We start from the raw sequence: 20103 nt of genomic DNA, 5'->3' as shown, positions 1-20103 counted from the left end.
AATGTCACTGTTAGAAATCAAGAATCTCAACGTTCGCTTCGGCGACAAGAACGCCGTTCCGGTGGTCGACGGTCTCGACATTACCGTGGACAAAGGCGAAGTGCTGGCCATTGTTGGCGAATCGGGTTCCGGCAAGTCCGTGACCATGATGGCGTTGATGGGCCTGATCGAGCATCCGGGGATCGTCACTGCCGACGCCCTGAATTTCGACGGCAAGAACATGCTCAAGCTCAGCAACCGTCAGCGTCGGCAAATCGTCGGCAAAGACCTGGCCATGGTGTTTCAGGACCCGATGACCGCGCTGAACCCGAGCTACACCGTCGGTTTCCAGATTGAAGAAGTGCTGCGTCTGCACCTGAAAATGTCCAGAAAGGACGCCCGCAAGCGTGCCATCGAGCTGCTGGAAAAAGTGGAAATCCCGGGCGCTGCCAGCCGGATGGACGCCTACCCGCATCAACTCTCCGGCGGTATGAGCCAGCGTGTGGCAATCGCCATGGCGATTGCCGGCGAACCGAAACTGCTGATCGCCGACGAACCGACCACCGCGCTGGACGTCACGATTCAGGCGCAGATCATGGACCTGCTGCTGGCCCTGCAAAAAGAGCAGGACATGGGCCTGGTGCTGATCACCCACGACCTCGCGGTGGTGGCCGAAACCGCCCAGCGCGTGTGCGTGATGTACGCCGGTCAAGCGGTTGAAGTCGGTCAGGTGCCACAACTGTTCGACATTCCGGCACACCCGTACAGCGAAGCACTGCTCAAGGCCATTCCGGAACACAGCCTGGGTGCCGCGCGCCTGTCGACGCTGCCGGGCATCGTTCCCGGTCGCTACGACCGCCCGCAAGGCTGCCTGTTGTCGCCGCGCTGCCCCTATGTGCAGGACAACTGCCGCACCCAGCGTCCGGCCCTTGACCCGAAAAGCAACAGCCTCGCCCGCTGCTTCTACCCGCTGAATCAGGAGGTGGCGTAATGGCCGTCGTACTTACCGCCCGCGACCTGACCCGTCACTACGAAGTGTCCCGTGGCCTGTTCAAGGGCCATGCGACCGTGCGCGCCCTCAACGGTGTGTCGTTCGAACTGGAAGCCGGCAAGACCCTCGCCGTCGTGGGCGAATCGGGCTGCGGCAAATCCACCCTGGCCCGTGCCCTGACGCTGATCGAAGAACCGTCCTCCGGTTCCTTGAAAATCGCCGGACAGGAAGTCGCTGGTGCCGACAAGGCCCAACGCAAGCAGCTGCGCAAAGATGTGCAGATGGTGTTCCAGAGCCCCTACGCGTCGCTGAACCCACGGCAGAAGATCGGTGATCAGCTTGCAGAGCCTTTATTGATCAACACCAACCTGAGCGCCTCGGAACGTCGCGAGAAAGTCCAGGCGATGATGAAACAGGTGGGCTTGCGTCCCGAGCACTACCAGCGCTATCCGCACATGTTCTCCGGCGGTCAGCGCCAGCGGATTGCCCTGGCCCGCGCAATGATGCTGCAGCCGAAAGTGTTGGTGGCTGACGAACCGACCTCGGCGCTGGACGTATCGATTCAGGCGCAGGTACTCAACCTGTTCATGGATTTGCAGCAAGAGTTCAACACCGCCTACGTGTTCATCTCCCACAACCTGGCCGTGGTGCGTCACGTCGCCGATCATGTGATGGTGATGTACCTCGGTCGCCCGGTGGAAATGGGTCCGAAAGAGGACATTTACACTCGCCCTCTGCACCCGTACACCCAGGCGCTGTTGTCGGCCACTCCGACCATCCACCCGGATCCGGACAAGCCGAAAATCAAGATCGTCGGCGAACTGCCGAACCCGCTGAACCCGCCGTCCGGCTGCGCCTTCCACAAGCGCTGCCCGTACGCGACCGAGCGCTGCAGCGTTGAAGAGCCGGCCCTGCGCCTGCTCGACACCCGCCAAGTGGCTTGTCACTACGCCGAGCAATTCCTCGACGGCGCGGCATAAAAAAACGCGCCTCGGATTTCGGGGCGCGCTTTTACCGAGTTGACCAGACCCCTTCCGCCAGACTGCGCATCAGTCCGGCAGGAGGGGTTTTCTTTGGTCTGTCATTTACGTTTGCGTCTCTTCCTCTTCCTCGTCCTCATCGGCGTCTGGGTCGTCTTCGTCTGATTCGGTCGCAGCGATCATCAGCTCGCTGTGCACGCCTTGCCCGTTCAAGGCCTGTTTTTCATGGTCCTGACATTCTGCCCACGCCACCGCCGACGTGCCGAGAGACAGCATCACCAAAATCTTAAGCAACAACACAATTCGTTGATAAATACTCATAGCCGATTCCATCCTTTCGTAGACGCTGCATGGGTGCCTGACGGCGGGTAGCCCGATAGCCGTGACGCTGAATGAAATCCAGGTCCGATCAGCCGGACTCTCCAGATAGGACGCCACTGATTGCAGGTAAATGCTATGGCTGGACAGATCGGTTTTGAATAATGGTTATATCTAAAAACAGGATCAAGTATCTGCGGCCGGGCGCATCTGGACCGTCGGACGAACATAGTAGTTGTCGAATTCGCTACTTTCGACGAACTGAAAGCCGTGACGAATATAGAAGCGATTTGACGCGCTCTCTTTGAGAGCACCAACCCGCAATGGCAATGCAGATGCATCCGCCTCCATGAAGACTTGGCGAAGCACAGCCGAACCGATGCCCCGCCCTTGCGCACGCGGCTTGATGTACAAGTGATCAAGCAATAACCCATCGATGAGCGGTTTGACTACGACGAAACCAACCTGCTCGCCGCACACCTCAATGTAGCGTGTGAACTCGGGAGAAAAACCATCGCGAAAGCGCTCTCGTGCACGCATGGGATCAAAGCGACCAATGCGCTCAAGGCTTTCACGCATGGCCTCAATCCGTATGGCCACAAGCGCTTCGAAGTCACTGGATTGAGTCGCGACAAGAGTGACCAAAAGGTTATGCGTGGTAGAAAATGACATCCAGTGTGCTCCAACTTCCATTCTGGGTGAGTCCATGCAAAGAGTCGCATCAACGACGCCTAGCCTACGACACAAAACCTATTCTGTCTCAGTGATCGTTTCAGGACCAGAGACCGGCCAACCTGTTACGCCTAGCTCATTGTATGTACCAAATGCACTTTAAAATAATCAAACTGACATCAACACATGGCGCACAGTAGTTGAAGACCTCCAATTGGAGATAAGGGTACGCTGACTATTCCTTAGCATTTAAACAAAGGGAATACGTTATGCTTTTTTTTGAGGAACTCATTAAATTGAGCGAAATCTCAAACCTGGAGGAGTGGTTTAAAACACTAAAACAGTTATCCGAAAAACTAGGATACTCACAACTTCTGTTCGGATTAAAGCCCGGATTAGATACCCACAACAAAAGCGCTACCATCCTCAGTAATTACCCTGAAAAATGGCGAAAAACGTATGATGATAAAAACTATGCGGACATAGACCCGGTGGTGTCTCACAGTTTCAAGTCTAATCTCCCTCTGATTTGGAAAGAAGAAATCTACACAGGCACTCGAGAGTTAGAGTTCCTTGAAGAAGCCTCGTCATATGACCTCCTCCAAGGAGTTACTCTCCCTATGCATGGTTCACAGGGGCAAGCCGGAATGCTCAGCCTTAAGTGGGACAGCACGCACAAAACGGACTATCAAGAACATGTCCAGGTAACGCTACCCTATGCAATCGCCTTGCGCGACTTTGCTCTGGAAAGCGCAATCGGCATTCTCGCCAAAGAAAATCAAAGTAAAATACATTTAACGAAACGCGAACTGGAAGTCATTAAATGGAGTGCGGCGGGAAAGACAACATGGGAAATATCAATCATCCTCGCATGTTCTTATGCAGCGATAGATTTTCACTTCAGAAACATACGAAAAAAGTTCAAAGTCAACACACGGCGACAGGCCATCATTAAAGCCATTCAACTAAAACTCATCACCCCTTAACATACCCTGCTAGCCCCTCAGAGCGACCCTACCGTTAACTTTTAGGGGCATAGCGCATCAAGTCGGCATCCGTAATAACTTCATCGAGATACAAACCAAGCAAGATAAGGACGGGCGGCGGTAATTTAGTTGAGCACTCGATCCTGCTGGCGCATGCCTGACTGATCCCAAATTTCGACCAAAAAGCCTTTTGGCTTTGCTTACGCGACAGGCGCAAACGGACTGCCGATTTGGTTACGCCCCCTTCGCAATAATTTTTCTTAACAGTCATGAATAGCTCTGAGCCCTTTAAAATCACACGTTACCATTCGACCGGACAGAGGAATACCTCCCAATTCTCGTAGGCATCATTTTATTCAAAATGAATATATCTTTCCCGACAGCTCCCCACTAAGGAATGGTAATGTTTATTTCAATTGACCGTCGTGAAAACCTTGAAGCCCGGCACCTTCAAGAAATGCACAAGCTTCGTGCCAGAATATTCAAGAACAAAAAAGAATGGGACGTAAGTGTCATTGCCGAAATGGAGATTGACGGTTACGACGCCTTGAATCCTTATTACATGATCATCACCAATTCTGTAGAGTCATCCTGTGTTTCAGGATGCTGGCGAATATTACCAACCTCCGGCCCAAACATGCTCGCACATACGTTCCCCATCCTACTGCATGGTTCCAAAGCACCCTGCTCTGAACATATCTGGGAACTGAGTCGTTTTGCCATTGAGGCGCCAGAAAAAAGCACCTTCAGCTTCTCCGATGTATCAACTACAGCGATTCGGACGCTCATAGAATTCGCCATGAACAGAGGCATCACTCAACTTGTGACTGTCACGACCGTCGGTGTGGAAAAAATGCTAATTCGTCTTGGCCTGGACCTGAGTAGGTTCGGCCCTTCAATGAGAATTGGCATTGAGAATGCGGTCGCTTTGAAAATAGAGCTTAGCGAAAAGACGTGGCTTGCACTCAATGACGCCAATTAAAACTCCATGAAACCGTCATCAATCAGCTCACTTAATTACATTGCTCGCGCAGGAGTCAGGGCAATGTCCACGACCAAAAATCCAGATAGCGCTTCGCAATGACATCCAGATAAACGCGGCTGGACTAATAACCCAACCGCGTTTACTTCCGTCTACGCCTTAATAAACTGGATTGACCTGTGACGTCAGCAATTGCAAATGTGCACGCCAACGCGCAACTTCCCCGCGCACCTGCTCTGGCGAGGTGCCTCCCAAGCTGTTACGTGATTTCACTGAACTCTCCACACTCAATACGGTATAAACAGCTTCTGTGATTTGAGAGTGGACCTCCCGCATGGCTTTCAACGGCAAGCCGTCCAAGCTGCAATTCAGCTCATCAGCCAACCGCACCAAGCGCCCAGTCACATGATGAGCCTCACGGAAGGGCATACCCAATTCGCGAGTGAGCCAATCCGCCAAATCGGTCGCTGTAGCGTGCGAGGTGCCCGCAGCCGCCAGCATACGTTCCGGCACCGGGGTCAGGTCGCCAATCATTCCGGTCATCGCTTCAAGGCACAACTCCAGCGTTTCGGCCGCATCAAAGGTATGCTCCTTGTCTTCTTGCATATCTTTGGAAAACGTCAGGGGCAGCGCCTTCATAACGGTTAATAGCCCTAACAACGAACCTGTCACTCTTCCTGTTTTGCCGCGGATCAACTCAGCGGCATCGGGGTTGCGCTTTTGCGGCATGATTGACGACCCCGTAGTCCATGCATCAGACAGTTGCACAAAACGGAATTGCGGCGACATCCACAGAACGATTTCTTCAGCCAGTCGCGACAAATGGGTCATGGCAAGGGACGCTGCCGCAAGATATTCGATCGCGAAATCTCGATCCGATACCGCGTCCATCGAGTTATGCATTGGCTTGGCAAATCCAAGAGCCTTGGCGCTGAAAGCACGGTCGATCGGAAAAGAGGTACCGGCCAACGCAGCTGCCCCGAGTGGGGATTCGTTCATGCGAGCGCGTGAATCTCGCAGCCGTGTATAGTCGCGACCGAACATTTCCACATAGGCCATTAAATGATGGCCAAAGGTAATTGGCTGTGCACTTTGCAAATGGGTGAACCCCGGCATGATGGTGCTTGAATTGCGCTCTGCCAACTCAAGTAGCTCACCAATGAGTTCCTTAATCAATTCCAGTGCTCGATCATGTGCATCCCGCACCCATAAGCGAAAACTGGTAGCCACTTGATCGTTGCGACTGCGCGCAGTATGCAGACGGCCGGCAGGAGCACCAATCAGCTCATTGAGGCGCGACTCGATGTTCATATGAATATCTTCAAGCGCAACGGAGAACTCAAAATGCCCCTCGCTGATTTCTTCGCGAATCTGCTCCAGGCCTCCTCGAATCGCCGCAAAATCCTCTGCTGAAATAATGTGCTGTCCTGCCAGCATTTCCGCATGGGCTAGCGAGCCAGCGATGTCTTGCATCGCCATCTTCTGGTCAAACCCGATAGACGCATTGATTCGCTCCATCACACGGGCCAACCGTTGTGTGAAACGGCCGCGAATCAGCATGCCTTTGTCATTAGTTTCCTGCATGAAGCACTTCCTTATGTCGATCGCCTACCAGACTGGAGTTTTTACTGCCGGATCGTTTAACACCGCACACGGCATTTCGCGGTTTTATTCGATGTCAATGACAATCCCATTGATAACCGTGTCACACAGCTCTAAAGCTTGGCAAGGTGTGGGGGCAGTAGCCAGAACATAACCGCTACGACTGAATGAGTCTCGAGTTTCTCCCACCACCTCGCCTTCCTTAAGCGGTAGATGCAAATTGAGAACACCCGGCGTACCGCGCCAGCGATGTACGCCAGTAATCGCTTTGACTTTACCGGGCTTAGGGGTGAAAAAACGAATTGCAGCAGCACAGTTCGTCGACAGTGCTTCCATCGGCTCTATCAGACCTAATGGCCATTGAACCGCGAGGTCCAGTAAGTCGCAGCCTGTGGCCTGACGCACCAGCGTCGGAATGGAGTCGCCCCCCACACGTGTATGTGTCTCGATAACCTCAGGGCCCGTGGCAGTGAGACGGATTTCAGTGTGGCTGCATCCGTCGCTAATCTGCATCACGGTTAAAAACCGGGTCACATAGTCTTCAATTATGTGCCGTTCTTCGGAGGTAATCGGAGCCGGAACTACATGGCCGATTTCGACAAATGGATTGTGCTGATCGCCTTTATTGGTCAACTTTCCAGTTACCGCAGCTATCATATGGCACCCACCGAAGCTGAATGCCTCGACCGAAAACTCAGGTCCGGCGAGAAAGGATTCCACGATGTAATCCTGTTCGCTTAACGGGCACTCGCCGAGTTGCTCCAAAGAGTCGAAACGCATTATGGACTGGCTCCCCTGACCACTTCGTGGCTTCACAATCACAGGGTAACCATACGCTTGGGCGAACGTCCGGACGTCCTGGGTGGAGCCAGCTCGAGAACAGGGCACCTTTGAGAAACCCTGTTGTTGCAGCCATTCACGCATCACCAGCTTATCGCGCGTACGCTCTACCGCTTCCGGGCTCACACCGGGCAGCCCTAATTCGGCAGCCACCCGCGCCGCTGGTAACAAGCCCAACTCCGTCATGCAAAGCACGGCACTAAAAGGTTGCTGTACGTGCAACGCTTGCAGAGCTGGCAGCAGAGCCGGATCGTCATAACGGGTTAAAAAGGTACGATGAACCGACGCAACCAGCGCCGGATCATAGCCGGAGGGAGTATCCACCAGCGTTATAAGCGCACCGAAATGATGGGCACGGTCGCATAAGCCCGGCCCTCCCCCAAATACAATAACGTGGTTGGCAACATTCATGAGCGGCGATCATTCCCTGTCGAGGCAAGTTGAAGAAGAGGATCAAATATTGGTTTCAAGTCATCGTATTCGCTTCGATCTGCAGTACAGCCTTCCCTGATGTTGGCAAGTAGCAACTCATAGGAACCACGCCGCATCCATACCCAGCCAATGCCTCCAGCCAGAATGGCCAACGCAATGCCCATAGTTGCCCACACAGCACCGACTAAACCTTGATTTGCGTAGCTCGCCGCAAATATCGCCGACGTACCGGAAACAACGACAGTCGAAACCATCCTGCGCAATGCAGCGAAGCGCCCACGTAATGCCGCGGGCACGAGAGCTTGGATAGTCGCGGTGAAATAGACTGTATAGGAGGACACCAAAAAACCTAATCCAAACACAACAACAAAACAGGTGATGCGGTTGAACCATATGGACTGTAGCATTGTGCTCAACAGCACAACCGGCATCAGCAATAACAACGGATGTAATTCTCGTCCCTTCAGTGCAAAACGACCCACCATCCAACCAAGCACCACGGAACCGACGGTGTAAAATGAATCAACAATAGCCAGCGCAAAAGATTGACCGCCGAAGTGAGTTGTCACCAGTACCGGTAACATCAAGTTGAACATACTGATAGCAATCAAATCGCTGGCTCCCAGCGCGAATAGCGCGATCAGCATTTTTTTTTGAAACAAGGCGGGCACCAGCTGAAAAAAACCTGCACGCAAGTTGCGAGTAAAGCCAGGTATATCGCTGGGACGTGCTAGTCCGATCACCGCCTGCCGGTAGCCTAGTGAAGCCATCGCGGTGAATGCGGCAACGATGAGGAATGAGGCACCCAAGCCTATCTGGTCGAACAAAGCACCCGCCAACAGTACTCCACTCAAATTGCCAAGCTGAAACGCGACCTGTTGCCGACCATTGATCTGCATTAGTTCATGCTTTGCTGCAAGTGCAGGAGTCAGGGTAAAGACGCACACACGCACGCAGGCATTCAACATGCCAGTGATCAAGCTTGCTGCCAGTACGCTGGCTGCCGACACCTCGTTGCCCCATGCCAGCCCCCCACATACCAGCAGAACCAGGCTCATGAGCGTGACAGAACGGAACAACAATCCCCCTGGACCTTTGCGATCCACCCAGACACCGGCTAGCAAAGGTGCGACGAATGCAAAGAGAACATCGCTGGTCACATAGACTAAGTTGTTCCATAGGCTGCCGCTGGTGCGGTACAGGAGCAGGGTGAAAACTATCAGTAGATAGCCGCGTCCGACGTTAAGCGCAAACTCCGCCCAAAGAAAAGCTGTAACCGGTACCAGAATACGTGCCCCCCCTTCCTCGATGGAGTCATTCGTACTCATAGTGAATGCTTCCAATAGCGGCGGTAAGAATATCGCACAGCTCAGTACGTGACGGGCTCTTGGCGATCACATAGGCAGTGCGTGGGAAACTTTCGATAAGCGACTTGATCCGTTCACCGGGCTTACGCAATGCATGTGCCTGCACTACACCAGGAAACGCCCGCGCTTGTTCTACTCCATGCACTGACTTGACGATTCGCCCAGGCGCATCCGGCAGCAGATACCTGATTCCGCACCAGCCATCGCTGGCGGGCACCGTATATTGCTCGACAAAATAAGAGGACCAGTGCCCTTCCTGCAGGCGCGCACCAATTTCATAAAGGTCCACCCCCGTAACCTGCCGTACCAGCTGAGGGATGTAGTCCCCCCCTACCCGGGTATGCGTCTCGATCAACCTCGGTCCTTGGGCAGTCAACATAATCTCTGTGTGCGCCACAGTATGTTCAATACCCGTGGCGGCTAGAACTTTGGCGACGTAGGAGGTTATTTCTTCAGTTATCAATGAGTCCAGTTCCGCCGGAAATACATGACCGATTTCGATGAAGCTGGCGGCATCGATAAACTTTTCTGTGATACCCAGCACATAGTGGCGGCCACTAACGCTGAACGATTCAACGCTGAACTCCTTGCCGCACAGGAATTCTTCGACCAGTACCGGGTAACAGGTGACATGTTCATCCAGCCACCCTTCATCGACATTCGCAGGTTCCTCCAGCGCTACGACACCAATACTGCCCGTCCCATCCGATGGTTTTATGATGACTTTGGCTAATTCACACTGTCGCAAAATGCCAAACAACGCTTGTTTATCCGTTGCCTCTGCATACCAGCAACTCGGTACCCCTGCCCCATCCAGCGCCAGCCGAGCAGCAACTTTATTGCGCGTGTTATGCACGGCAGCATGGCTGATGGGAAAGTCACGACCAATGGCATGTGCCAAATGAGCCGCGAGTTGTTGAGAGTCATCGTGAAACGCGAACACTCGCTGAAAATCCAATTGTTGGTGCAATTGTCGTACTTGTTCTGCCAACAGTGTGTACGAGTCTTCCGGCGCATAAACGATAAAGCGCCTCGCGGAGGAATTCCAATCCTCAGGTGTCAAGCTACTGCGATTGAGTAACCAAGTAACCTGATAGCCGGCTTGATATAGATAATCGTGATGGTCTCGGATACCGCCGCATAAAAGCACGTTCATTTCATCGTTCCCCTCAGAGTTTACCTACAAAGCGTGAAATCGATTCAAATGATGCGCTGCGTACTATTGCGTAACCGGTACGTTGATTAACTGAATAGGCCTCCGCTCCTGGCAGTGCTTCTGCAGCATCATGATGCTCAGTCAACACTTCCAAATCGTCTGTTATTTCAAGTGACCGTTGATCCAAGAACGAAAAACGAATACCTACCCAGCCGGGTGCTTTCGTAAAGGGGGTTCCGTCGCGCCATGGCAAACCCGCGCGCAGTCGTACGAATGCCTCTTCTATGGAGTAGCCATGCCGCAATTCCACCAACTCCGGTATATGACAGCCGGGGGCACGGGCAGCGGCCTCAATCACCCACAACTGTTGCGCAGTCATCTTGAACTCAAGATGAATCACCCCGCTCCGCATCCCCCAACATTGCGCGATACGCTCGCAAATCTGGCTAAGGGCGGCGTCATGCTGCGGCGGTACCTCTTCGCCACTGATATGCCCCACTTCATAACATGCTGGTAGCGGTGAAACGAACTTTGTCGTTAAAACTCTATGTACCAGACTCCCCTGTTCAATAACGCCTTCCAGACTGTATTCCTGGCCTTCGGCAAATTCTTCAATCAGCGCTTGGGCAGTGAATGCATAGTTGGTGAGGCGTGAATGTTTAAAGAGAAATATTTTTTCAAGCGTATCCTCTACTTGCTGTCGTGTATCACACTTTCTTACGAAAAGACTCATTGCCATATCGACTGGTTTTACAATCACCGGGAATGAAATTTTTGTCCAATCCAAGTCTCGACTCTCATCCAATGATGCCAGTACCGCAAGCACTCGCGGCTGTGGAATCTGTTTCTCGGCAAAGGCCACTCGCATTAATGCTTTATTGCGCGAAGAACGAATTCTGTCCAATCGGTTGTGATAAAGACCTAATTCCGCGGCCAGTACATCCGCGGCGATCACTGCGAATTCATTGCCAGCCACCACAGCATCGAAACGGCGATCGCCTATTTGCCGTCGTAGTTCGAGAGGGTCATCGGTCAGCGCCGGCACTCGAAGCCATTCGTGCAGACCATTACAATCCTTTCCAACGGTAGAGCTTTCAATAGTTATAATTGTCAAGCGCCAGCAATTGTCCAGACACAATTGCGAGACACGCTGCAATGACCACCCTGAAACCGGATGAAGTAATAGAATATTCATGACGTTATCGCTCTTGATACTAAAATTATTCGGACTGTATTAATACCGTCTCACGAGACAACAAGGCACGTTGAAAACCAGAAAGCTGTGCCAGATAACGTTCAAAACCAATCATGTCTTCACAGCGTCGAATAATTTCGCGGGTATAGTATTTTTCATACAGGCCAGGTTTATCAGTTAAGCAATACGATGGCAGCAGGATGGTGCGTGATCGGTCACTGAGGTTTGGCCCACTGAAATGTGGGGTGAGCGAATGGAAAATAATTACGTCACCGGCTGCCAGAAGAGGGACCTCAGTGACTGAGGTGTCTATGCGCGCTATATCACAATCGCCAGTTTCATTACCCGCCGGCCCTGGAATCAATGCCTGATGTTGCGCGGGATAGAAAGCAATCCCACCAGAATTTTCACCACTATCAAAAAGGTTAATCGCCACTGAACATAATTGATCTGGCTTGATGTCAAGCCACTTCCAATAGAGAAAATCCTGATGAACGGCATAACCTTTTGTGCCTGGGTCTTTGCGGATCAACTTGCACTTTAGCAACTCCGATTCCCCGCCCAACAAGGTATCCACGGCCTCGAGCAGAGGTGAATACATTGCCGCCCCCGCCAATATTGACGACATGTCAATAACCGGATCCAAGCGATCCAAGACGTAGTCATTATCCGGGCCACGACGAAACTCTGTACGTAAGTTCAAATCATCACCAAGACTTGGCAAACGCCATAGTCGGCCACATTCCTGGCGCATGTATTCGATCTGTTTTGCGTCGAACAAACCGGGAAGCACGGTATAGCCTTTTTGCCAATACTCTTGTTTCGACAATGCTAAATCTTTATTTAAATATGACATAGTAGCTCGCTTCTAAATAAAGGCATCACGACTTTTAAACAACCCGTGATGCGTAGATTCGACCCATTAGTTATTGTTTATTTCGTTTAATTTACTTAGTCGAAGCGCAAACTCTTCCGCCGCTTGCCTGACCCGTTCCGGAGCCGTGCCGCCATAGCTACGGCGCGCTTTTACCGATTGTTCAAGACTGAATGATGGCCAATGCTTCACCGCCAGACGGGGATCTATAGCAACACGTAGTTCAAGGGGTAACTCGCCAAGCTCCAGATTATTGTTTTGAGCGCACTGAACCAATCGAGCCACTAGATGATGCGCTTCGCGAAATGGGATATTTAAGTTGATGACCAACCAGTCAGCCAGATCCGACGAAGTGATGAAACCTATAGAGGCAGCGCGAGCCATCGCTTCGGGTTGGGGCTGCATCAAGTTGACAATTGAAATAGCCGCATCCAGTGACAAATGCAATGAATCGGCGCTATCGAACAGCGGTTCTTTGTCTTCTTGTAGATCTCGGAAATAGGTCAGTGGCAGCCCTTTGACGACGACTTGAAGTGCTTGCAAGTTCCCAAGAACTCGACCGCTTTTCGCCCGGATGAGTTCCGCAGCATCCGGGTTGCGTTTGTGTGGCATTGCAGCCGAACCGGATACCAATTCCTTGGGTAGCACAATGAAACCTACCGACTGAGTTGACCAGAACACGACCTCGGCTGCAAAGCGCGACAAATTGAGCGCCAGCGATGAAGCAGCACCAAGAAAGTCGAGTGCAAAACCGCGCTCGCCAATGCTATCTATAGAGTTGGCAGAAGGGCGCTCAAAGCCCAAGCGCTGCGCGGTATATGTCCGATCAATTGAGAAACTGGTACCCGCAAGCGCCGCGCTACCAAGTGGACACTCGCACAAAGCGGCGCGAGCAAATAGTAAACGTTCGCCATCTCGCAGCAGTGTTTCGGCGTACGCCAGATTAAGATGCCCGAACGTAATCGGCTGAGCGACCTGCAAGTGCGAGTACCCTGGCATGACAGTTGCTGCATGGCGCAATGCCTGCTGTCGGAACGCTTCCAGCAGTACTTTTAGCTTGCCGAGCAAAGTATCGATTTGATCGCGCAACCAAAGCTTCAGAGCAGTTACTGCAAGATCGTTACGCGCTCTGGCAGTGCCCAACCAACCGGCGACTGGTCCGATGAGTGCTTCCAGTTGCAGTTCGAGTGCAGTATGAATGTCTTCCGCATCTGGCGGTGCCACGAACTCGCCAACGCGCACCTGCTGGCTCAGTTGCTCTAGCCCGGACTGAAGTTGCGAAGCGTCTGCTTGGCAAATAATATTTTGCCGATAGAGCATTTCGACGTGCGCTTGTGAGCATTGCAAATCATAGCCAGCCAAGCGCCAATCGAAATGTGCGGTAGCGCCAATGGCTGCCATCGCAGACGCAGCGGCTTTGAACTGGACGGCGTTATTCATGCGGCCTTTACTCCAACAGCCACATTAACCAAGTCTGCCAGGTGACTGGCAAGCTCACTTGGCTGCTGCCTGAAGTCTTGCACAGCAATGACCAGTTCATTCCAGTCAGGGCGCAGCATTGCCAGTAGCAGCGCACGTGCGATGTGCAATCGTGCAACAGCTTCGTCATAAATAACTGATTGCGGTCCGTCAATCACTTCAGGTAATACTTCGTCTCCTCGGTAAGCTGGCAAATTGTGCAGAAAGATTGCATTAGCTCGAGCGTGTTTCATCAGCTCTGTTGTTACACGGTACGGGGCTAGCACACCGCGACGAGCGTCTGCCTCGTGACTTTTATTCATTGGAATCCATGAATCTGTTACCACTACGTGAGCATCTGCCACCGCTTCTTTTGGGTCATTGGTGGTTGAATAACCCGACAAGTGTGCTGTCAGCGCCTCAGGCAACTCCCAACCCGGTGGCGTAGCGCAGACAAAACGAGCTCCAAGTTTTGCCGCAGTTTGCGCCAGTGACAGCGCAATATTGGTACTGTCGCCGACGAATGCAATTTTCAAACCGGCAATGTGACCAAAGCGCCGCGCCAGCGTTAGAAAGTCACAGAGCGCCTGGGTTGGATGATGTTCATCGCACATGCCATTAATAAACGGTACCGGTGATAGATCGGCAATTCGCTGCTGTACCTTAAAATCATAGATACGACTTAGAAGTGCATCATTGAAACGACCTGCCACATTCACAAAATCCTCCAGGTGCTCCTGCTTGGTGGCATGAATACCGATACGGGCCTCCTTGCCATTATAGTGAATGGCTTGTCCGCCCAAATCGCCAATGGCCCGTTCAAACGCCGTTCGGGTTCGTAAAGAAGTTTCGTCGAAAATCATGCCCAAACATTTACCACGCAGCAGTGGTGGCAAATACCCATAAACCTGTGCATGTACCTCAAGCGCCTCAGCGACCAATAGAAGGGCTTTTACGTTTTCCGCAGACAGATCTTCAATAGTTAGCAATCGTTGAATAGTCATTGCAATAGATACCTAAGCGAAAATTTAACCATCAATCCGTACATACGCCCATGACTAAAAACTTATAACAGCGGATTCCTGACTTCGCCAAGTAGCCGTAGACGCAAGGCATTAATTTTTATAAAACCGGTGGCGTCTCGCTGATCATAACTACCCCCACCCTCAAATGTGACCAACTCCTGGCGATACAAGCTATTTGAACTTTTCCGCCCCTCGACGATGACATTACCTTTATACAGACGAAGGCGAACACGACCTGTTACACGCTCCTGACTCTTATCAATGAGTGTCTGTAGCATTTCGCGCTCAGGAGAGAACCAGTAACCGTTGTAAATCAACGCGGCATAACGAGGCATCAGTTCATCTTTCAGATGAGCCTCCTCCCGGTCCAGCGTAATTGATTCAATTGCACGGTGCGCTACTTGCCAAATAGTTCCACCTGGGGTTTCAAACAAGCCCCGACATTTGAGTCCGACATATCGAGTGTCAACAATATCGAGTCGTCCAATCCCGTTCTGCGCACCCAGCGCATTCAGCTTTGTCAGCAGCGTAGCCGGGGTCATGCGATCACCGTTCAGCGCTACTGGATCGCCTTTCTCAAAGTCGATTTCAATCCAGCTAGGACTGTCAGGCGCGGCCTCTGGTGACACGACCTTTGACCAAGCGTTTTCTTCAGGCGTAGCCCATGGATCTTCAAGCGATTTACCCTCGCACGACACATGCAACAAGTTCGCATCTGACGAATATGGCGCAGCACCGCGCTTGTCGCGAGCCACCGCAATCCCATGGGTGTCCGCAAACTCAAGCAACTCCGCACGCCCCGCCAGTTCCCATTCGCGCCACGGCGAGATGACGCGGATATCAGGAGCAAGTGCATAGTAGGCAAGCTCAAAGCGCAACTGATCATTGCCTTTGCCCGTGCATCCATGAGCCACTGCGTCGGCTCCCACAGCGCGAGCAATTTCAATTTGGCGCTTGGCTACCAATGGACGGGCGATGGGGGTTCCCATCAAGTAGTACCCTTCGTAGGCAGCGTTGGCACGAAACATTTGCTGAGCATAGGAAGATACAAACTCCTCGCGCAAATCCTCAATGAAGATATTCTGTGGCAACACACCCAATGCGAGCGCCTTATCTCGCGCTTGCTCTACCTCTTCGCCTTGTCCTAAATCCGCGGTAAAAGTGACGATTTCGCAGTCGTAAGTAACTTGAAGCCACTTGAGTATCACGGAAGTGTCAAGCCCACCCGAAAACGCCAACACAATTTTTTTGGGTCGATTAAAATGCATGTTCACAGTCCTTGTTGTGATTGAACGGTTCGATTGCCAAATAGCAGGCTGGAAAAAAATCGGCGATAAAAAGAAAAGTAAGAACTCGACAGATGATTTATCTGAAGTTCGATCTTCTGGTGGACAGACGCCAATTGTTCGACCGGCAGTGAAGCGATCCAGTGATGCTCGACGTGGTAGTTATTTCCGTTGGTAAACCAAGAAGCGAGCGGATGGGTTTTAATGGACCGGGTATTGTCGAAAACGTCAGTTGAGTTTTTGTTGCATGCGTAGTGTTCAGGCAGTTCGATCAGGGCATGAATAGGTGCAGCAAACAAGAAAAGCGGAACCATCCAGCATTTAAAGAGTAGCTCACTGTTTACAAAAAACGCCACCACGACGGCCACGGCCATTAGCAAGTATTCAAATCGAATTCTTTGTGCATTTTGCGGAATCAGTTTTGTCATGAACCGCCGCCCATTCAGCGCGTCGATAACATTCTTCAAAAAATCACAAAAGTGATTAATAAGAAAAAAGTGTTTTATTACAGCCAGGACCTGTCTTTCCGTTTTATCTCCATACTCAAAAAATTCTGCATCCTCTGGCTTACCGAGTGCTTTGTGGTGAAAAAGATGGCTATCCTGATAAGATGAGTAAGAAACAAACATTGGCAAACCTAATAATATGCCAACATATCTGTTTGCACGTCGAGAGCGAAAGCCAGACTGGTGCAATGCCTGATGTTGTAACTCAACACCATGAGCAAAAGCGGCACCGAGTAGCAACTGGAGCATTACGGTAACGCTTGTACTTTGCGCCACCAATATGCCGTACACACAGGCTGCAATCCATGCCCCCCAAATAAAAACCTTGGAGAAATATAGCGCCACCCATTTACCTCGATTATTTTTGAAATCACTCAAAGCCGCTGCAACAATAGTTCTCTTATCCATAATAACTCTCTTGCCAAAGCGTAAAAAATTGGACCAACTTAAAACTATAAGATGGTTTAACGCGGCATGGCCGCCCCCCCCTATATCTTCCAACATCACGACAGACAAACAATCCTCAATGCGGACAGCATCATGCGAAAGTCCATATAACGACGCAACCTACCAAAACTCGCAGGGAAGAAAGCTTTGTAAATTTAGAAACCTACGAAAACAAGTAGCTTGGCGTACAGCTAACTCTTTGAAACGGCTTTAAACGGTACCGTTCTATAAATCCAAAAGGAGTCTGGACACTTGCAATAACAACACTTGGCTGGTTGTACTTGAGCGCTACACGTCATGGCTGGCGCATCCAAAAAAAAACCCCGCAGCTTTCGCAACGGGGCTTTTGATTTTCGCAACTCAGCGCTTAATGATGCTCACGCGTCGCACGGAATTTCACATCCGGCCAGCGCTCTTCCATCAGCGCCAGGTTGACCCGCGTCGGGGCCAGGTAGGTCAGGTGACCGCCGCCGTCGACCGCAAGGTTTTCCACGGCCTTGACCCGGAACTCCTCAAACTTCTTCTTATCGTCGCAATCAATCCAGCGCGCGGAATAAACGGTGATCGGCTCGTAAGAGCACTCAACCTTGTATTCCTCTTTCAAGCGGCTGGCGACCACATCGAACTGCAGCACACCGACGGCGCCGAGGATGATGTCGTTGCTGCGCTCGGGGAAGAACACCTGAGTGGCGCCTTCTTCGGCCAGTTGCTGCAAGCCCTGACGCAGTTGCTTGGATTTCAGCGGATCGCGCAGGCGCACGCGGCGGAACAGTTCCGGGGCGAAGTGCGGGATGCCGGTGAAGCCCAGGACTTCGCCCTCGGTGAAGGTGTCGCCGATCTGGATGGTGCCGTGGTTGTGCAGGCCGATGATGTCGCCTGCGTAGGCCTCTTCCAGTTGCTCACGCTCGGAGGAGAAGAACGTCAGCGCGTCGCCGATCCGCACGTCTTTGCCAGTGCGCACGTGGCGCATTTTCATGCCCTTTTCGTACTTGCCGGAGCAGATTCGCATGAAGGCGATGCGGTCGCGGTGTTTCGGGTCCATGTTCGCCTGGATCTTGAACACGAAGCCGGTGAATTTCTCTTCAACCGGTTCCACGGTGCGCTCGTTGGCGACACGGGCCAGCGGTTTCGGCGCCCAGTTGACCACGGCGTCGAGCACGTGATCGACACCGAAGTTGCCCAGTGCGGTACCGAAGAATACCGGTGTCAGTTGGCCGTCGAGGAATTCCTGTTGATTGAATTCGTGGCAGGCGCCCTGCACCAGTTCCAATTGATCAACGAAGCGATCGTACTCGTCGCCCAAGTGCGCGCGGGCCTCATCGGAGTCGAGCTTCTCGATGATTTTCACATCGGTGCGCTCGTGGCCGTGGCCGGCGGTGTAGACAATGATGTAGTCGTCGGCGAGGTGATAAACACCTTTGAAATCGCGGTAGCAACCGATCGGCCAAGTGATCGGCGCGGCTTTGATCTTCAGGACCGCTTCGATTTCGTCGAGCAGTTCGATCGGGTCGCGGATGTCACGGTCGAGTTTGTTGATGAAGCTGACGATCGGTGTGTCACGCAGCCGGCAGACGTCCATCAGGGCGATGGTCCGTGGCTCTACACCCTTACCGCCGTCGAGGACCATCAATGCCGAGTCCACTGCCGTCAGAGTGCGGTAGGTATCTTCGGAGAAGTCTTCGTGACCCGGGGTGTCGAGCAGGTTGATCATGTGATCGCGATACGGGAACTGCATGACCGACGTGGTAATGGAAATACCCCGTTGTTTTTCCATTTCCATCCAGTCGGAGGTGGCATGGCGGTCGGATTTTCGAGATTTCACCGTACCCGCAATCGCAATCGCCTTGCCCATCAGCAAGAGCTTCTCGGTGATGGTGGTCTTACCGGCATCGGGGTGGGAAATAATGGCGAAAGTGCGGCGTTTCGCGACTTCGGCGGCCTGTTTGGTCATGGGAAATCGCCTGGCAGGTGATTCAAAAAAGGGCCGCGATTATAGCCCAACTTCCTCGAAGAACCGAACCGTTGAGCACATTAGGGGTGGCCAAATGCTGCTTCAGATGGGAACCTTTCAGAGCGTGGAGGCGTCCACTCCCCTGTTACGGCTATTCGTCAGGGTTGAAAAATCAGCAAGTTAGCCTGACGAGGCTGCGCTTATGGCTCGATTTCAGGCCGTTTTACCGGCACTGATAGAGCTGCTTTTCGCGAACACTGACTTCGGCAGCCAGGAATGGCATTGCCACACGAAGCGGTGTCCGCCGACTGAAAAAAGGAGTCCGCCTGTGGCTATTCGCTATGGCAAAGGGCTGATAGGAGGTGCGGTTGTCGTCGCCCTTCTGGCCCTGCTGGTCCACTGGATTGGCATCAACACGATCGAACAGTACCGCGACGATTTGTTGTTTTACCTGCAAGCTCATCTGATTCTCGTCCTCGTTTCCATGCTGGCCGCTCTTGTAGTGGGCATACCCGCCGGCATCTTCCTCAGCCGCCCAACCATGGTTGGACGCGCCGAACGCTTCATGCAGATCTTCAACATCGGCAACACTGTGCCGCCTCTCGCCGTACTGGCCATCGCCCTGGGTATCCTCGGCATCGGCAGTGGCCCGGCGATCTTCGCCTTGTTCCTCGCCTCACTGTTGCCGATTGTGCGCAACACCTACGAAGGGCTGAAAAACGTCCAGGGTTCACTCAAGGAAGCGGCCGTTGGCATCGGCATGACACCGACTCAGGTGCTATGGCGGGTCGAACTGCCGAACGCCGTGCCGATCATTATTGGCGGCGTGCGCGTGGCGCTGGCGATCAATGTCGGCACCGCACCGCTGGCGTTCCTGATTGGCGCCAACAGCCTGGGCAGCCTGATTTTCCCCGGCATCGCCCTGAACAATCAGCCGCAACTGCTGCTCGGCGCGGCCTGCACCGCCCTGTTGGCCTTGCTGCTCGACGGCCTGGTGACACTCGCCAGCCGCCTCTGGCTCGAACGCGGCTTGCGCCCGTCTTAAGCCTCGGCAAA

At 52.6% G+C, this 20103-nt stretch carries 19 protein-coding genes; 5 read left to right on the top strand and 14 right to left on the bottom strand.

What is annotated here, in order from left to right:
• Window position 1: 1 nt before the first annotated feature.
• The gene (locus PSH97_RS03930) at window positions 2-970 is read left to right on the top strand and encodes an ABC transporter ATP-binding protein (RefSeq protein WP_305448185.1); all 969 of its coding nucleotides are present in this window, start codon (window positions 2-4) and stop codon (window positions 968-970) included.
• Window positions 970-1950 carry a peptide ABC transporter ATP-binding protein gene (locus PSH97_RS03925; protein ID WP_305448184.1) on the top strand — a complete coding sequence of 327 codons (981 nt, stop codon included), beginning with the start codon at window positions 970-972 and terminating at the stop codon, window positions 1948-1950. Before PSH97_RS03930 ends, PSH97_RS03925 begins: the two co-directional genes overlap by 1 nt.
• A 105-nt stretch (window positions 1951-2055) precedes the next feature.
• Here PSH97_RS03925 and PSH97_RS03920 read toward each other — a convergent pair whose 3' ends face one another.
• Together PSH97_RS03920 and PSH97_RS03915 are read right to left on the bottom strand one after the other, a co-directional pair.
• On the bottom strand, window positions 2056-2271 hold the full coding sequence (locus PSH97_RS03920) for a hypothetical protein (protein ID WP_305448183.1): 216 nt from the start codon (window positions 2269-2271) through the stop codon (window positions 2056-2058).
• 183 nt (window positions 2272-2454) lie between these two features.
• Window positions 2455-2940, bottom strand: a complete 486-nt coding sequence (locus tag PSH97_RS03915; protein ID WP_305448182.1) for a GNAT family N-acetyltransferase — start codon at window positions 2938-2940, stop codon at window positions 2455-2457.
• Window positions 2941-3209: 269 nt separating this feature from the next.
• Here PSH97_RS03915 and PSH97_RS03910 point away from each other — a divergent pair, with 269 nt between their 5' ends.
• Window positions 3210-3926 (top strand): helix-turn-helix transcriptional regulator, encoded by a 717-nt coding sequence (locus PSH97_RS03910; RefSeq protein WP_305448181.1) that lies wholly within the window; start codon window positions 3210-3212, stop codon window positions 3924-3926.
• Between the two features lie 34 nt (window positions 3927-3960).
• On the opposite strand, the gene PSH97_RS03905 is transcribed toward PSH97_RS03910, so the two are convergent.
• The gene (locus PSH97_RS03905) at window positions 3961-4197 is read right to left on the bottom strand and encodes a hypothetical protein (RefSeq protein ID WP_305448180.1); all 237 of its coding nucleotides are present in this window, start codon (window positions 4195-4197) and stop codon (window positions 3961-3963) included.
• Between the two features lie 132 nt (window positions 4198-4329).
• Between PSH97_RS03905 and PSH97_RS03900 the strand changes: the two genes are divergently transcribed.
• Complete coding sequence (locus PSH97_RS03900; RefSeq protein ID WP_305448179.1) at window positions 4330-4908, top strand: acyl-homoserine-lactone synthase; 579 nt, start codon at window positions 4330-4332, stop codon at window positions 4906-4908.
• A 159-nt stretch (window positions 4909-5067) separates the two neighbouring features.
• Here PSH97_RS03900 and argH (PSH97_RS03895) read toward each other — a convergent pair whose 3' ends face one another.
• The 11 genes from argH (PSH97_RS03895) to PSH97_RS03845 all read right to left on the bottom strand — a co-directional run bounded on the left by argH (PSH97_RS03895) (window position 5068) and on the right by PSH97_RS03845 (window position 19047).
• Window positions 5068-6492 (bottom strand): argininosuccinate lyase, encoded by a 1425-nt coding sequence (gene argH, locus PSH97_RS03895; RefSeq protein ID WP_305448178.1) that lies wholly within the window; start codon window positions 6490-6492, stop codon window positions 5068-5070.
• A gap of 84 nt (window positions 6493-6576) precedes the next feature.
• Window positions 6577-7761, bottom strand: a complete 1185-nt coding sequence (locus PSH97_RS03890) for an ATP-grasp domain-containing protein (protein ID WP_305448177.1) — start codon at window positions 7759-7761, stop codon at window positions 6577-6579.
• Complete coding sequence (locus PSH97_RS03885; protein WP_305448176.1) at window positions 7758-9110, bottom strand: MFS transporter; 1353 nt, start codon at window positions 9108-9110, stop codon at window positions 7758-7760. Before PSH97_RS03885 ends, PSH97_RS03890 begins: the two co-directional genes overlap by 4 nt.
• Window positions 9097-10305 carry an ATP-grasp domain-containing protein gene (locus PSH97_RS03880; RefSeq protein WP_305448175.1) on the bottom strand — a complete coding sequence of 403 codons (1209 nt, stop codon included), beginning with the start codon at window positions 10303-10305 and terminating at the stop codon, window positions 9097-9099. The genes PSH97_RS03885 and PSH97_RS03880 overlap by 14 nt, the downstream gene beginning before the upstream one ends.
• A 13-nt stretch (window positions 10306-10318) precedes the next feature.
• A complete protein-coding gene (locus tag PSH97_RS03875; protein ID WP_305448174.1) occupies window positions 10319-11500 on the bottom strand; it encodes an ATP-grasp domain-containing protein in 1182 nt (393 codons plus the stop codon).
• Between the two features lie 25 nt (window positions 11501-11525).
• A complete protein-coding gene (locus PSH97_RS03870; RefSeq protein WP_305448173.1) occupies window positions 11526-12356 on the bottom strand; it encodes a phytanoyl-CoA dioxygenase family protein in 831 nt (276 codons plus the stop codon).
• A 66-nt stretch (window positions 12357-12422) separates the two neighbouring features.
• Window positions 12423-13814 (bottom strand): argininosuccinate lyase, encoded by a 1392-nt coding sequence (gene argH, locus PSH97_RS03865; protein ID WP_305448172.1) that lies wholly within the window; start codon window positions 13812-13814, stop codon window positions 12423-12425.
• Window positions 13811-14836, bottom strand: coding sequence for an ornithine carbamoyltransferase (locus tag PSH97_RS03860; protein ID WP_305448171.1), 1026 nt, complete (start codon window positions 14834-14836; stop codon window positions 13811-13813). Before PSH97_RS03860 ends, argH (PSH97_RS03865) begins: the two co-directional genes overlap by 4 nt.
• Before the next feature lie 62 nt (window positions 14837-14898).
• Window positions 14899-16125 carry an argininosuccinate synthase gene (locus tag PSH97_RS03855; RefSeq protein ID WP_305448170.1) on the bottom strand — a complete coding sequence of 409 codons (1227 nt, stop codon included), beginning with the start codon at window positions 16123-16125 and terminating at the stop codon, window positions 14899-14901.
• A gap of 2 nt (window positions 16126-16127) precedes the next feature.
• Window positions 16128-17057, bottom strand: coding sequence for a fatty acid desaturase (locus tag PSH97_RS03850; RefSeq protein WP_305448169.1), 930 nt, complete (start codon window positions 17055-17057; stop codon window positions 16128-16130).
• Between the two features lie 406 nt (window positions 17058-17463).
• On the bottom strand, window positions 17464-19047 hold the full coding sequence (locus PSH97_RS03845; protein ID WP_305448168.1) for a peptide chain release factor 3: 1584 nt from the start codon (window positions 19045-19047) through the stop codon (window positions 17464-17466).
• A 328-nt stretch (window positions 19048-19375) separates the two neighbouring features.
• On the opposite strand from PSH97_RS03845, the gene PSH97_RS03840 reads away from it, so the two are divergent.
• On the top strand, window positions 19376-20092 hold the full coding sequence (locus PSH97_RS03840) for an ABC transporter permease (protein WP_007900385.1): 717 nt from the start codon (window positions 19376-19378) through the stop codon (window positions 20090-20092).
• The last annotated feature ends 11 nt before the right edge of the window (window positions 20093-20103 follow it).

Source organism: Pseudomonas cucumis, assembly GCF_030687935.1.
GTDB classification, from domain to species: Bacteria; Pseudomonadota; Gammaproteobacteria; order Pseudomonadales; family Pseudomonadaceae; genus Aquipseudomonas; species Aquipseudomonas cucumis.
Note: the sequence above shows the minus strand (reverse complement) of the source record. Positions and strands in the feature narration are given on the sequence as shown.

Coding starts and splice junctions, on each gene's coding strand:
- PSH97_RS03930 (WP_305448185.1), top strand. CDS start 2: ATGTCACTGTTAGAAATCAAGAATCTCAACGTTCGCTTCGGCGACAAG.
- PSH97_RS03890 (WP_305448177.1), bottom strand. CDS start 7,761: ATGAATGTTGCCAACCACGTTATTGTATTTGGGGGAGGGCCGGGCTTA.
- PSH97_RS03920 (WP_305448183.1), bottom strand. CDS start 2,271: ATGAGTATTTATCAACGAATTGTGTTGTTGCTTAAGATTTTGGTGATG.
- PSH97_RS03880 (WP_305448175.1), bottom strand. CDS start 10,305: ATGAACGTGCTTTTATGCGGCGGTATCCGAGACCATCACGATTATCTA.
- PSH97_RS03905 (WP_305448180.1), bottom strand. CDS start 4,197: ATGACTGTTAAGAAAAATTATTGCGAAGGGGGCGTAACCAAATCGGCA.
- PSH97_RS03915 (WP_305448182.1), bottom strand. CDS start 2,940: ATGTCATTTTCTACCACGCATAACCTTTTGGTCACTCTTGTCGCGACT.
- PSH97_RS03845 (WP_305448168.1), bottom strand. CDS start 19,047: ATGACCAAACAGGCCGCCGAAGTCGCGAAACGCCGCACTTTCGCCATT.
- PSH97_RS03870 (WP_305448173.1), bottom strand. CDS start 12,356: ATGTCATATTTAAATAAAGATTTAGCATTGTCGAAACAAGAGTATTGG.
- PSH97_RS03860 (WP_305448171.1), bottom strand. CDS start 14,836: ATGACTATTCAACGATTGCTAACTATTGAAGATCTGTCTGCGGAAAAC.
- PSH97_RS03925 (WP_305448184.1), top strand. CDS start 970: ATGGCCGTCGTACTTACCGCCCGCGACCTGACCCGTCACTACGAAGTG.
- PSH97_RS03900 (WP_305448179.1), top strand. CDS start 4,330: ATGTTTATTTCAATTGACCGTCGTGAAAACCTTGAAGCCCGGCACCTT.
- PSH97_RS03910 (WP_305448181.1), top strand. CDS start 3,210: ATGCTTTTTTTTGAGGAACTCATTAAATTGAGCGAAATCTCAAACCTG.
- argH (WP_305448172.1), bottom strand. CDS start 13,814: ATGAATAACGCCGTCCAGTTCAAAGCCGCTGCGTCTGCGATGGCAGCC.
- PSH97_RS03885 (WP_305448176.1), bottom strand. CDS start 9,110: ATGAGTACGAATGACTCCATCGAGGAAGGGGGGGCACGTATTCTGGTA.
- argH (WP_305448178.1), bottom strand. CDS start 6,492: ATGCAGGAAACTAATGACAAAGGCATGCTGATTCGCGGCCGTTTCACA.
- PSH97_RS03850 (WP_305448169.1), bottom strand. CDS start 17,057: ATGGATAAGAGAACTATTGTTGCAGCGGCTTTGAGTGATTTCAAAAAT.
- PSH97_RS03855 (WP_305448170.1), bottom strand. CDS start 16,125: ATGCATTTTAATCGACCCAAAAAAATTGTGTTGGCGTTTTCGGGTGGG.
- PSH97_RS03875 (WP_305448174.1), bottom strand. CDS start 11,500: ATGAATATTCTATTACTTCATCCGGTTTCAGGGTGGTCATTGCAGCGT.